Genomic DNA, 13,401 nt, shown 5'->3' on the forward strand with positions numbered 1-13,401 from the left:
TCAGTCCAGAAGTGAGAGGGTGACCGGGGTCAGGTGGTTGTCTTCGACCCGCACCAACAGCTCGCCTTCGTTCAGGCGGGCGGTCAGGCGCTGGCCATTGCGGGTCTGTTCGGCGCTGCGGATGGCCTGGCCCTGTTCGTCCAGCAGGATGCTGTAGCCGCGGGCGAGGGTGGCCAGCGGGCTGACCACCTGAAGCGTCTGCAACTGGGCCTGGAAGCGCTGGCGGCGGTCCTTGAGCACCTCGCGCATGGCCCGTGGCAGGCGCTCGGCCAGGCTGTCCAGGCGTTGGCCCAACAGTTTCAGGGTTCGCCCCGGGTGCTGCGCGGCGAGGCGGGTGTCCAGGCGTGCCAGGCGCTCGTGGCGCTGGTTGAGGTTGAGCATGAACGCGCGGCGCAAGCGCATGTCCAGGTCGTCCAGGCGTTGGGCCTGCTGGCGCAGGCGCTCGCCCGGGTGACGCAGGCGCCGGGTCAGTGACTCCAGGCGCAGGCGGTCGTGGGTCAGGCGGTTCTGCATGCGCAGCAGCAGGCGCCGTTGCAGGCCATCCAGGCGTTGCTGCAGGCCACTGTTGTCGGGGGCCAGCAGCTCGGCGGCAGCAGACGGTGTAGGCGCGCGCACGTCGGCGACAAAGTCGCTGATCGAGACATCGGTCTCATGGCCCACGGCGCTGACAATCGGCGTGACACAGGCGGCCACGGCCCGCGCCACTGCTTCTTCGTTGAAGCACCACAAGTCTTCAAGCGAGCCGCCCCCCCGGGCCAGGATCAGTGCATCGAACCCCCGGCTATCGGCCAGGCGGATCGCGCGCACGATCTGTGCAATGGCTTCGCGGCCCTGCACTGCGGTGGGGATCAGGTTCAGTTCCACTTGCGGGGCGCGGCGACCGAACACACTGATGATGTCGCGGATCACTGCGCCGGTGGGCGACGTAATGATGCCGATGCGCTGCGGGTGGGCCGGCAGCGGCTGCTTGCGTTCGGCGCTGAACAGCCCCTCGGCACCGAGCTTCTCTTTTAATGCCTCGAAGGCCAGGCGCAAGGCGCCATCACCGGCCGGCTCGACGGTGTCGAGAATCAGCTGGTAATCGCCACGCCCTTCGAACAGCGAAACCTTGCCGCGTACCCGCACCGCCAGACCGTCGCGCAGGGCCTGGCGCACCCGCGTGGCGTTCTGTCGGAACAGCGCGCAGCGCACCTGTGCGCCGCTGTCCTTGAGGGTGAAGTACATGTGGCCGGACGCCGGGCGGGCGAGGTTGGAAATCTCGCCTTCCACCCACACGCTGCGGAACACGTCTTCCAGCAGCACGCGGGCGCGGCCGTTGAGTTGGCTGACGGTAAGGACCTCGCGGTCCAGGCCGAGTCGTTCGAAAGGGTCTCTGATCATGGCGGGCATCATAAAGGACATCGGCCCCGGTTGTCTGTCCTGGCCCTATCGCCGGCAAGCCGGCTCCCACAGGTATCGCGCTGGCTTGGGCCTCATGCTGTCCCTGTGGGAGCCGGCCCAGCCCTTTGGGCTGCGCTGTCGCGTAGATAACTGAAAGTGCAAGCAGTCCGCATACCCTGTGGGAGCGGCTTTAGCCGCGAAGAATCCAACGCGGTGCATGGCACCGGCTGGGCCGGTGTTCGCGGCTAAAGCCGCTCCCACAGGGTCCCTGCTAATTCAATGAGTTAAGTGCAGTTCTATGGGGGCCGGCCTTTCAGGCCTGCATCGCCGTCACGAACTGGCGCACCATCGAACCTGCGTCACGCCTGCAAGCCATCGCCACAGTACTCTCACACCCCCCCTCCAGCGCCACGAAGCTGACCGACGCCGGCGCAATCTCACGCATGCATTCCGGCAACAACGCCACCCCAAACCCCGCCTGAATCAACTGCAACTGGGTGGTCTTGCGCGACAGCACCTGCGCTGCTCGCGGGAAAAAGCCTGCCTCCATGCACATCGAGGCCGACAGGTAGCTCAGCCCGCCACGGTCCCGGTGCGGAATGGAAATGAAGCGCTCTTCCCGCAGTTGTTCCAGTTTCACCTGTGGCGCGCTGGCCAAGGGATGCCCGGCGGAGACCGCCAGCAGCAGGGGTTCGCTGAACAGTTCATGCAGCACCACCCCTTCATGCTGGCGCAGCACCGGCAAGCGCAGCAGGCCGATATCCAACCGCCCGGCAGCGATATCCTCCAACTGCGCCTCCGACGACTGCTGGGCAATTTCCAGCGAAACACCTGGGTTGTCGCGCAAGTAACCGCCCAGGCGAGCCAGCAGCGGGCCGGTCAGCGGCACTGTACTGGAGTGGTTCAGGCGCAGACTGCCCTGCAGCCCTTCGCCAATGTCGCGGGTTACACGCTCGGCCTGCGCCAAGTCGGCCAGCAAGCGCCGCGCCCGTTCCAAAAAGGCCTGGCCAGCCAGTGTCAGGCGCGGGAGGCGCGCGGTGCGTTCGAACAGCGGCGTGCCCAGTTGCTGCTCCAGTTCCTTGATCTGCCGGCTCAGCGCCGACTGGGCGATGTACAGCCGCTCGGCGGCAGCGCTGAAGCTGCCGCATTCGGCGATTTCCACGAAGTAACGCAATTGGCGGATCGACGTCATGTCATGCCTTTTCGAGATGAGTGTGGCGACAAAGGCATATTAGTCGGCATGGCTCATGGCTGGCTAACCTTTGCCTGTCTTTCCAGGAACTGCTGCCATGCTCGCCCAACTGTCGTTTTCCGGCCTCGACTGGCTGCCTATCCTGCTTGGTGTCGGCGCTGCCTACATCGTCTTCGGCATCGCCGGTTTCGGCACCGCGCTGGTGGCCGGCCCAGTGCTGATCCATTTCATGCCGCTGTCGCGGATCATTCCGCTGCTGGTGCTGCTGGACTTCGTCGCCGCCTTCGGCAACCTGCTGCCCTCGCGCCGCGATGTCGTGCGCGGCGAACTGCTGCGGCTGCTGCCGTTCATGGCCATTGGCTGCGCGCTGGGTGTGGTATTCCTGCTACAGCTGAAGTCAGACCTGTTGCTGCTGCTGATGGGGCTGTTCGTCACGGCGTATGCCCTGTACGGGCTGGCGGTGAAGGTACGGCCGGCCAGTCTGTCGGGTTTCTGGGCAATGCCGATGGGCACGGCAGGCGGGCTGTTCGGCGCCTTGTTCGGCAGCGGCGGCTTCCTTTATGCGCTGTACCTGAGCGCGCGGCTGGAGGTGAAGGAACAGGTGCGCGCTACCCAGAGCGCGCTGATCAGTTGCAGTACGGTGGTGCGGCTGACGCTGTTCCTTATCGCAGGCGTCTATGCCGACCAGAGCCTGCTGTTGCTCGCCGCCTGCCTGTTGCCGGTCATGCTCGTCGGCCTCTGGGCAGGGCGCAGGCTTACCCATCGGCTGTCTCGCGAAGCCTTCGTGCGCCTGGTCACCTGGCTGGTGCTGGCCAGCGGCCTGGCGCTGATCGGTCGCTACCTGAGCGCCTGAGCAGGCGGTAGAATTGCGCTATTACCGCAGTTTTTCAGGCTTGCCCCGTTCATGAACACCCAGAGCATCATCGTTCCCAAGCTTTCTACCGTCCCGGTGCACGAAGCCCGTGCCCGCGCCATCCTGCGCTGGCTGGTGCGCGAGAAAGTCGTCGAGGAACAGCTGACCACCTGTGGCCGCACCGGCAATCGCATGGGCCATGCCCTAGCCGAAGGTGCCCGCAAAGTGGCCCTGCATCCGGAGAAACTGCCCTTCGGCGAACAGGTCAACGGCCTGGAGGTGATGCTCAAGCGCTGCATCTATACCCCTACCGAAGGTTTCCTCGAAGAGGCCGGTTGCCCCGAGTGCCGGCGCGAGGTGGGTGAGCCGCTGTTCGAAAGCCTGGAAGAATGGATGCCGGCAGTTAGCGACAACTTCACCTGCCCGTTGTGCGGCTTCGAAGATGACATCAATGGCTTCATTTACCTGCAGCCATGTGCCTTTTCCAACCTGGGGTTCATCTTCAACAACTGGGGCGAGGCCGGGTTCACCCAGGCCTTCCTCGACAGCTTCGCCGACTGGCTCGACCAGCCGGTGGCCGTGGTACAGGTAAAACTGCCACAAGGCTGACCGAAGGCCCTTATTTTGCATTGAGCGGCGCGCCGTGCATGAGTATAATGGCGCGCTTCCATTTTTCCCGCCCGGGAGCCCCCGCGATGCTGCGTATCAGCCAAGAAGCCCTGACCTTCGACGATATCCTCCTTGTACCTGGCTATTCCGAGGTACTGCCTAATGAAGTCAGTCTCAAGACCCGTTTGACCCGTGGCATCGAGCTGAACATTCCGCTGGTATCCGCTGCCATGGATACCGTGACCGAAGCGCGCCTGGCCATTGCCATGGCCCAGGAAGGCGGCATCGGCATCATCCACAAGAACATGACCATCGAACAGCAGGCCAGCGAAGTCCGCAAGGTCAAGAAGTTCGAGGCTGGCGTGGTCAAGGACCCGATCACCATCGACGCCGACGCCACCGTGCGCGACCTGTTCGACCTGACCCGCCTGAACAACATCTCCGGCGTTCCGGTGCTGGCGAATGGCGACCTGGTCGGTATCGTCACCTCCCGTGACGTGCGCTTCGAAAGCCGCCTGGACGCCAAGGTCCGCGACGTGATGACCCCCAAAGAGCGTCTGGTCACCGTCCGCGAAGGCGCCGACAAGAACGAAGTCCGCGAGCTGCTGCACAAGCACCGCCTGGAAAAAGTCCTGATCGTTGACGACAAGTTCAACCTCAAGGGCATGATGACCGTCAAGGACATCGAAAAGGCCAAGGCCTACCCGCTGGCCAGCAAGGACGACCAGGGTCGCCTGCGCGTCGGCGCCGCGGTCGGCACCGGCAAGGACACCGGCGAGCGTGTTGCCGCCCTGGTGGCTGCTGGCGTTGACGTGGTTGTGGTCGATACCGCCCACGGTCACTCCAAAGGTGTGATCGATCGCGTTCGCTGGGTCAAGGAAACCTACCCGCAAGTGCAGGTGATCGGCGGCAACATCGCCACCGGCGCTGCCGCCAAGGCTCTGGCCGAAGCTGGCGCTGACGCGGTCAAGGTCGGTATCGGCCCAGGCTCCATCTGCACCACCCGTATCGTTGCCGGCGTAGGCGTGCCGCAAATCAGCGCCATCGCCAACGTTGCCGCTGCACTGGAAGGCACTGGTGTGCCACTGATCGCCGACGGCGGCATCCGCTTCTCGGGTGACCTGTCCAAGGCCATCGTTGCCGGTGCTTCCTGCGTGATGATGGGTTCGATGTTCGCCGGTACCGAAGAGGCTCCGGGTGAAGTCGAACTGTTCCAGGGCCGTTCCTACAAGGCCTACCGCGGCATGGGCTCGCTGGGGGCCATGGCACAGGCGCAAGGCTCGTCCGACCGCTACTTCCAGGACTCCTCGGCCGGCGCCGAGAAGCTGGTACCGGAAGGCATCGAAGGCCGTGTTCCCTACAAGGGCGCGCTAGCCGCGATCATCCACCAGCTGATGGGCGGCCTGCGTTCGTCCATGGGCTACACCGGCAGCGCAACCATCGAAGAGATGCGCACCAAGCCGGAATTCGTGCGCATCACCGGTGCCGGCATGGCCGAGTCCCACGTGCATGACGTGCAGATTACCAAAGAAGCCCCTAACTACCGCGTAGGCTGAGGCTTCCAGCTACAACAGAAAGCGGGGCTGTCATGACAGCCCCGCGTCGTTTCCGATTTCCACTGACGAGATTGAGTCATGGCCCTCGACATTCACGCTCACCGCATCCTGATCCTCGATTTCGGTTCCCAGTACACCCAGCTGATCGCCCGCCGCGTGCGCGAAATCGGCGTGTACTGCGAGCTGCATCCGTTCGACATGGACGATGAAGCGATCCGCGAATTCAACCCGCGCGGCATCATCCTCGCCGGCGGCCCCGAGTCGGTCCACGAAGCCAACAGCCCGCGCGCCCCGCAGGCGGTGTTCGACCTGAACGTACCAGTGCTGGGCATCTGCTACGGCATGCAGACCATGGCCGAGCAGATGGGCGGCAAGGTCGAAGGTTCCGACCTGCGTGAATTCGGTTATGCCCGCGTGGACGTGGTTGGCAAGAGCCGCCTGCTCGACGGCATCGAAGACCACATCGACGCCGACGGCGTGCTGGGCCTGGACGTGTGGATGAGCCACGGCGACAAGGTCACCCAGATGCCGGGCAACTTCCACGTGCTGGCCAGCACCCCGAGCTGCCCGATCGCCGGCATGTTCGACGACGCGCGCGGCTACTACGGCGTGCAGTTCCACCCGGAAGTGACCCACACCAAGCAGGGCGGTCGCATCCTGTCCCGCTTCGTGCAGGACATCTGCGGCTGTGAAGCCCTGTGGACTCCGTCCAACATCGTCGAAGACGCCATTGCCCAGGTGCGTGAGCAGGTCGGTTCGGCCAACGTCCTGCTGGGCCTGTCCGGTGGCGTCGACAGCTCCGTCGTTGCCGCACTGCTGCACCGCGCCATCGGCGACCAGCTGACCTGCGTATTCGTCGACAACGGCCTGCTGCGCCTGCACGAAGGCGACCAGGTGATGGCCATGTTCAAGGAGAACATGGGCGTCAAGGTCATCCGCGCCGACGCTGAAAAGCAGTTCCTCGACAACCTGGCCGGCGAAGCCGACCCGGAGAAGAAGCGCAAGATCATCGGCCGCACCTTCATCGACGTGTTCGATGCCGAAGCCAGCAAGCTGGAAAACATCCAGTTCCTCGCCCAGGGCACCATCTACCCGGACGTGATCGAATCGGCGGGCGCCAAGAGCGGCAAGGCCCACGTGATCAAGTCGCACCACAACGTTGGTGGCCTGCCGGAGGAAATGAACCTCAAGCTGGTCGAGCCGCTGCGTGAACTGTTCAAGGACGAAGTGCGCAAGATCGGCCTGGAGCTGGGCCTGCCGTACGACATGGTCTACCGCCACCCGTTCCCGGGCCCGGGCCTGGGCGTGCGTATCCTTGGTGAAGTGAAGAAGGAATACGCTGACATCCTGCGTCGCGCCGACCACATCTTCATCGAAGAGCTGCGCAAGGCCGACTGGTACCACAAGACCAGCCAGGCATTCGTGGTGTTCCAGCCGGTCAAGTCGGTAGGCGTCGTCGGCGACGGCCGTCGCTACGCCTGGGTCGTGGCCCTGCGTGCCGTCGAGACCGTGGACTTCATGACTGCGCGCTGGGCGCACCTGCCGTACGAGCTGCTGGAAACCGTCAGCGGCCGTATCATCAACGAAATCGATGGTATCTCGCGCGTTACCTACGACGTGTCGAGCAAGCCGCCAGCGACTATCGAGTGGGAATGATCGGGTAGCCAGCTCAGGCTGGTGCCCGTAGGCACGGATACACCAGAAAGCCCGCATAATTGCGGGCTTTCTGGTTCTTGCTCATTCAGATTTGCTTATTCTTTTGGCTTTTTGACAAATAGCGCTTTCTGGTAGACATTATAGGAAAGCAACCTGCTCTTCACCGCGACGAACTCATCGCCCTCCACGCGCTGCGGGTGCTTTTCCTGCGGGTCATTCTCGATATTGTATTTGGTCAGGGTGTCCGAACTGAATTCGTATATGTATTTGTAAGGGTGCTCCACCAAGGCTGACGCCAGTTGGTCAAAGAACGTGGACATGAAAAATGTGCGTTTGCCATGTTCCCTCAACAAGCTGATGCCTTGGACAGACAGGGGCGACTCGATCACGCCAAAAAAGTCGGCGACCGTGGGCGCAACATCGATCTGGTGACTGGTCGTTGTGGCGGGTTTGGGCAGTGACTTTTCCTTGGCCCAGAAAATCAGGGGTACGGTCACTTCTTCTTCGTGCATGGAAGCGTTGTGAATGAAGAGACCGTGCTCACCAAACGACTCTCCGTGGTCACCCACGAGCACGAATAATGTCGCGTCCAGAAGGCCTTGCTTGTCGAATGATGTCAGCATTTCACCCAGTACGCTGTCTGTTCTGGCTATGCAGTCTTCATACTTTTCCAGCTCGCTCAGTAATGGGGGCCCTTGGCTGCATTGGTAGGGGTAGTGGGCTGCGCTTGGGAAGTAGAGTGCGATGAAACCCTGGCCATTATTTTTTATCTTCTCCAGGTAAGAGATGCTGGATGAAAACAGCTGTTCATCACTCTCTCCGAAGCTACTGGCGTGTTGTGAGCGATTTTCGGCATGGGTGATCTCCGAAACTGCATAGGCATTCGATACGCCGATGGACTTCAGGAAACCCTCCATGTTTTCGAATTGCAGGTACAGCGAGCTGAATGCAACGGCTTCCATGTTTTTCCTGTTTTTCAGCTCATGGATGACGCTGGGTTGTAGCAGGTACATGGCCTCTTTGATTTCAATATCTGGGTAGGCGTGCAGCCCCGTCAGGATCGCGTGGTAGCCTTTGGACGAGTGAGGCACTGATACGTACGTTTTGAAGAGCATGCCCTCCCGAGAGAGCTTATCGAAGGTGGGATACCTCTCGGCGGTTTTGATGTCGGGCGCAAAAACGCTGTTCCAGCGCACCGACTCCAGAATGATGAAGACCAGGTTCTTGAAGTCTGGTGTGGCATGAGATTGAAGTTTTCGGATGTCGTTGACGCTGGTTAGCGGGTAGGCGGGTTGTTCGAATGGCAGCGGCGGTCTATGCGGAGCTGCATTCAAGAAGGTGGTGCTTCTGAGTGTTGTGACCAGCGGACTGACGACAATATTTTCGTTCAGGTGATAGCGTGCGTCTTTGGCATGGATGGAGCCGATGAGCAGGGCGCCTATCACCAGCAGCGACGCCCAGAGGTGTTGTCTTTTCTTTATTGTGACCGTGCGCTGTTCTTTATAAGCGATGTAGGTTGCCAGCCCAGCGAAAGACCAGGTCATCAGGTAGGCAAGAAAAAGCACAAAGACAATGAACCTGAATGTGTGCCCGAACCCGGCGGCTTGGGTGAGGAACACCTCGGCTCCGGAGGTCAGGTTGCTTGCGTTCTGCAGGCTGTAGCGTATCAGTTGCCAGTCCAGTGGCTTCAGCCATAGCTCCCGAACTCGCATGTCCACCAGCAGGAACAGCAGCAAGGCGCCTGAGGCGATGCTTAACAGATAAAAATTGAATTTGTTTCTGGTTATGGTGGTGGCAGCAATCACAAAGAAGGCGACCACCAGCAGCACGTCTTGAAGCAAGTACAGGGCAATATCGAGAACACCGGTCTCCACCCATCGATAGGAGAAAAACTCGATCAGGATGATCTTCGGTGCCAGAAGAAGGCCTGAAGTGAGCAGCAGCGAAAAATACAGTAATGAATTCCTGTGCCACATGGTGTCAAACCTTCGCATTCACAGTGCAGGCGTCTTGTCTGAAGCGATAGGCGGGCAGAAGGCCAGCACCTGTGCACCCTGTCTGTTGAACTTAAGCAGCCCACCCTGAATCGGGCAAGTCAGCCTCTGGGCGTTAGTTGGGTACCGGGGGGAGCAGGTTGCCACAGGTGTCGGGGCAGATAACCGGTCGCGCGACAAGACTTCACTTAATCTTTCGCAAATGCAGGTGTATCGTATTCGCCCTTTATCGCCAGCCCCTGCTGGCAGACTGATTGCGCAGAATGAGGTACCCGCACCGATGTCCTTTACTCGTCGACAAATGCTCAAAGGCCTCACTGGCCTGGTTGTGGTGGGCCTGGGCGCCGGAGGCGCGGCCCGCTACTGGCTGGGCAAGGTCGAGGACGAGAACGCAGGGCACGACTACGAGCTTATTGCCGCGCCTCTGGATGTGGAACTGGTACCGGGTTTCAAGACCGAAGCCTGGGCCTTCGGCCTGTCGGCACCAGGTACCGAGTTGCGCGTACGCCAGGGCACCTGGCTGCGGGTGCGCTTCATCAACCACCTGCCGGTCGAAACCACCATCCACTGGCACGGTATCCGCCTGCCGCTGGAAATGGACGGCGTGCCCTATGTGTCGCAGCTGCCAGTCAAGCCGGGCGAGTACTTCGACTACAAATTCCGTGTGCCGGACGCCGGCAGCTACTGGTACCACCCGCATGTCAGCAGTTCCGAAGAGCTGGGCCGTGGCCTGGTCGGCCCGCTGATCGTCGAGGAGCGCGAGCCGACCGGCTTCAGGCATGAGCGTACGCTCAGCCTGAAGAACTGGCACGTGGACGAGCAGGGCGCCTGGTTGCCGTTCAGCATCCCGCGTGAGGCGGCGCGCAACGGCACCGCCGGGCGCCTGATCACCATCAATGGCCAGGCCGATTCGGTCACCGAGTTGCCAGCCGGCCAGGTTGTGCGGGTGCGTCTGCTTAACCTGGACAACACCTGGACCTACCGCATCAACCTCAAGGGCAACTGCGAGGCAAAAATCTATGCTCTGGACGGCAACCCGGTAACCCCGCGCCCATTGGACGATGACTACTGGCTCGGCCCAGGCATGCGTATCTGCCTCGCTATCCGTATTCCTGAGGCGGGGGAGGAGATCTCCCTGCGCGACGGTTTCGTGCGCCTGGGCACCCTGCGTTCGGTTGCCAGCAACGACGCGCCAAGTGACTGGCCGCCGGCGCTACCGCCCAACCCGATCGCCGAGCCGGACCTGGAGAATGCCGAAAAGCTCAACTTCAATTTCGAGTGGGCGGCGAAAGTCTCGGTCACTACGGACCAGGATAAGCCGTCGAGCATGTGGCAGATCAACGGCCAGGCCTGGGACATCACCGACAAGACCTGCGCCGAGCGCCCCATTGCCACGTTGCAGAAGGGCAAGAGCTACATCTTCGAGCTGAAGAACATGACCCAATACCAGCACCCGATCCACCTGCACGGCATGAGCTTCAAGGTGATCGGCTCCAACCGTCATGACATCAAGGAGCCGTGGTTCACCGATACCTACCTGCTGGGCAAGAACGAGCGCGCCCAGGTGGCGCTGGTGGCGGATAACCCGGGCACCTGGATGTTCCACTGCCACGTCATCGACCACATGGAAACCGGCCTGATGGCCGCGATCGCGGTGGTCTGATGCGCCCGCAGATCATCGATCGCAGTCGCGATCAGGAATTCATGCGCCTGGCCCTGGCCCTGGCCGCCGAAGGTGCGGCCATGGGCGAGGTGCCGGTGGGCGCGGTACTGGTGCAGCATGGGCAGGTGATCGGGCAGGGCTTCAACCGGCCGATCATCGACAGTGACCCCAGTGCGCACGCCGAGATGGTGGCCATTCGCGCGGCGGCGAAATCCGCCAGTAACTACCGGCTACCCGGCAGCACCCTGTATGTGACCCTGGAACCGTGCAGCATGTGTGCGGGGTTGATCGTGCATTCGCGGGTGATGCGGGTGGTATTCGGCGCGCTAGAGCCCAAGGCGGGGATCGTGCAGAGCCAGGGGCAGTTCTTCGGGCAGGGTTTCCTGAACCACCGGGTGATGGTGGAGGGCGGGGTGCTGGCGGAGGAGTGCGGGCAGATCCTCAGTGACTTCTTCAAGGCTCGCCGAGCCAAGTCTTGACCTGTTCCGGCCCCTTCGCGGGCACGCCCGCTCCTACAGGTACACCGCAGGCCTGAGGAGATTGATATTCCTGTGGGAGCGGGCGTGCCCGCGAAGAGGCCGGTGCAGGCCTACATCGGCGGCGACTGCTCCGCCGGCTTGTCCTTGTTCACCCCGGGCACATGCAGGCTGCCCTCGGCCACCTGGCCTTCGAGCTGCGGCTGGGTCACCCAGGTGAGGATGTCGTAGTAGCGACGGATGTTGGCCACGAAATGCACCGGCTCGCCGCCACGTGCATAGCCGTATTTGGTCTGGCGATACCACTGCTTCTGCGACAGCCGCGGCAGCATCTTCTTCACGTCCAGCCACTTGTTCGGGTTGAGCTTCTCGCGCTTGGCCAGGGTGCGGGCGTCTTCCAGGTGGCCGCTGCCGACGTTGTAGGCAGCCAGGGCGAACCAGGTGCGGTCCGGTTCCTGGATGCTGTCATCGAGCTCTTCCTTGATCTTCATGAAGTACTTGGCGCCGCCCTGGATGCTCTGCTTCGGGTCCAGGCGGTTGGACACGCCCATGGCCTGGGCGGTGCGCTGGGTCAGCATCATCAGGCCGCGCACGCCGGTCTTGGAGGTGACCTCGGGCTGCCACATCGATTCCTGGTAGCCGATGGCGGCCAGCAGGCGCCAGTCCACCTGCTCAACCTTGGCGTAGCTCTTGAAGTGCTTCTCGTACTTGGGCAGGCGCTGCTGCAGGTGCTGGGCGAAAGTGTAGGCACCCACATAGCCCAGGACGTCGACATGGCCGTAGTAGCGGTCCTTCAGGCGTTGCAGGGTGCCGTTCTTCTGCGCCTTGTCGAGGAACTCGTTGACCTCGTTGAGCAGGCTGTTGTCTTCACCGGCCGCCACCGCCCAGCGCTGGTCGCGGGTGTCGCCCAGGTCGAAGGCAACCCGCACGTTGGGGAAGTACACCTGGTTCATCGCCAGCTCGTTGGAGTCGACCAGGGTCAGGTCGATCTGGCCTTCGTCGACCATGCGCAGCAGGTCGACCACCTCGACGGCGTCGGATTCCTCGTATTCCAGGCCCGGGTACTGCTTTTTCAGCTCGGCCAGCTGGTCGGCATGGCTGCTGCCCTTGAGCACCATGATCTTCTTTCCGACCAGGCCCTTGGCGTTGGTGGGGCGCGTGCGGCCGTTGCGGTAGATGACCTGTGGGGTCACTTCCAGATAAGGGTGGGAGTACCTGACCTGGGCCTTGCGCCGTTCGCTGGTGACCAGGCCGGCCGCTGCCAGCACCGGGCCGGAGGGCTTGCCGAGGCTGTCGTACAGCTCATCGAGGTTGTCGGCGGTCTCGATCTGCAGCTTCACGCCCAGATCTTCGGCGAAATGCTGGACCAGCTCGTACTCGAAGCCGGTTTCGCCGTTGCGGTCCTGGAAGTAGGTGGCGGGGCTGTTGCGGGTGATCACGCGCAGCACGCCATCCTCCTTCACGCGCTCGAGGGTGCTGGGTTTTTCAACGCAGGCACCGAGCAGCAGAAAGAGTCCGGTTGCGAAAAGCCATCTGGCGCAACGCTGGCGCAAAGCAGTGTGGGCGAACATAGGTTGCAGTATACGCAAAGGACTGGCCCAACCATATCTCGACAACTGTTAGCTTGTCTGGTAGCGGGTTCTGTGCTTTGGGGGCTTGCCTTTGGAGGTTCAGCGCCTGGGAGATCGAGCGCCGCCCGCGCGGCGCTTCGCAGCACAAGGCTGCTCCTACATCTGTTTCGGGCCAGTAACGCCTGCGCCAATGCGCGCGACTGCCTTGATTTTCCGACACGCTGCCGAGGTGGACGCCAAGGGGCCGCGCGCCACTCCCCCAGGAATAATTGGCCCGAAGCAGATGTAGGAGCAGCCTTGTGCTGCGAAGCGCCGCGCGGGCGGCGCTCGATTTCACAGGCGCTAAATCTCTAAAGGTAGGCCCCCTGAATTCTGACCCGCAAGTCCGGTTCCGCCGCCCGGCAGCCGTGGCTTAGAGCGGGTGCCGAAACCCTTCGAATTAGGCTAGAAT

The 13,401-nt window shown here is 62.2% G+C and carries 10 protein-coding genes; 6 read left to right on the top strand and 4 right to left on the bottom strand.

What is annotated here, in order from left to right; all coding sequences use genetic code 11:
- Nucleotides 1-1,380, bottom strand: a complete 1,380-nt coding sequence (gene xseA, locus E5221_RS05695; RefSeq protein WP_061551900.1) for an exodeoxyribonuclease VII large subunit — start codon at nt 1,378-1,380, stop codon at nt 1-3.
- 313 nt (nt 1,381-1,693) lie between these two features.
- On the bottom strand, nt 1,694-2,572 hold the full coding sequence (locus E5221_RS05700; protein WP_061551897.1) for a LysR substrate-binding domain-containing protein: 879 nt from the start codon (nt 2,570-2,572) through the stop codon (nt 1,694-1,696).
- Nucleotides 2,573-2,669: 97 nt separating this feature from the next.
- Between E5221_RS05700 and E5221_RS05705 the strand changes: the two genes are divergently transcribed.
- The 4 genes from E5221_RS05705 (at nt 2,670) to guaA (ending at nt 7,246) form a co-directional block, all read left to right on the top strand.
- Entirely contained in the window at nt 2,670-3,425 is a 756-nt protein-coding gene (locus E5221_RS05705) for a sulfite exporter TauE/SafE family protein (protein WP_013971137.1), read from the top strand.
- A gap of 51 nt (nt 3,426-3,476) precedes the next feature.
- A complete protein-coding gene (locus E5221_RS05710) occupies nt 3,477-4,034 on the top strand; it encodes a hypothetical protein (protein WP_003257977.1) in 558 nt (185 codons plus the stop codon).
- An 86-nt stretch (nt 4,035-4,120) separates the two neighbouring features.
- The gene (gene guaB / locus E5221_RS05715; protein ID WP_013971138.1) at nt 4,121-5,590 is read left to right on the top strand and encodes an IMP dehydrogenase; all 1,470 of its coding nucleotides are present in this window, start codon (nt 4,121-4,123) and stop codon (nt 5,588-5,590) included.
- A gap of 78 nt (nt 5,591-5,668) precedes the next feature.
- Nucleotides 5,669-7,246 (top strand): glutamine-hydrolyzing GMP synthase, encoded by a 1,578-nt coding sequence (gene guaA, locus E5221_RS05720; RefSeq protein WP_013971139.1) that lies wholly within the window; start codon nt 5,669-5,671, stop codon nt 7,244-7,246.
- Between the two features lie 95 nt (nt 7,247-7,341).
- Here the strand turns inward: guaA and E5221_RS05725 are convergent, their stop codons facing one another.
- Entirely contained in the window at nt 7,342-9,222 is a 1,881-nt protein-coding gene (locus E5221_RS05725; protein ID WP_247846980.1) for a sulfatase-like hydrolase/transferase, read from the bottom strand.
- Nucleotides 9,223-9,520: 298 nt separating this feature from the next.
- Between E5221_RS05725 and E5221_RS05730 the strand changes: the two genes are divergently transcribed.
- Together E5221_RS05730 and tadA are read left to right on the top strand one after the other, a co-directional pair.
- Nucleotides 9,521-10,903 carry a multicopper oxidase family protein gene (locus tag E5221_RS05730; protein ID WP_247846982.1) on the top strand — a complete coding sequence of 461 codons (1,383 nt, stop codon included), beginning with the start codon at nt 9,521-9,523 and terminating at the stop codon, nt 10,901-10,903.
- Nucleotides 10,903-11,382, top strand: a complete 480-nt coding sequence (gene tadA / locus E5221_RS05735; RefSeq protein WP_013971157.1) for a tRNA adenosine(34) deaminase TadA — start codon at nt 10,903-10,905, stop codon at nt 11,380-11,382. The genes E5221_RS05730 and tadA overlap by 1 nt, the downstream gene beginning before the upstream one ends.
- A 110-nt stretch (nt 11,383-11,492) precedes the next feature.
- Here the strand turns inward: tadA and mltF are convergent, their stop codons facing one another.
- On the bottom strand, nt 11,493-12,950 hold the full coding sequence (gene mltF / locus E5221_RS05740; RefSeq protein ID WP_015269112.1) for a membrane-bound lytic murein transglycosylase MltF: 1,458 nt from the start codon (nt 12,948-12,950) through the stop codon (nt 11,493-11,495).
- Nucleotides 12,951-13,401: the final 451 nt, after the last annotated feature.

Origin of the sequence: Pseudomonas sp. A2 (assembly GCF_023100865.1) — a bacterium.
GTDB lineage: Bacteria > Pseudomonadota > Gammaproteobacteria > Pseudomonadales > Pseudomonadaceae > Aquipseudomonas > Aquipseudomonas asiatica.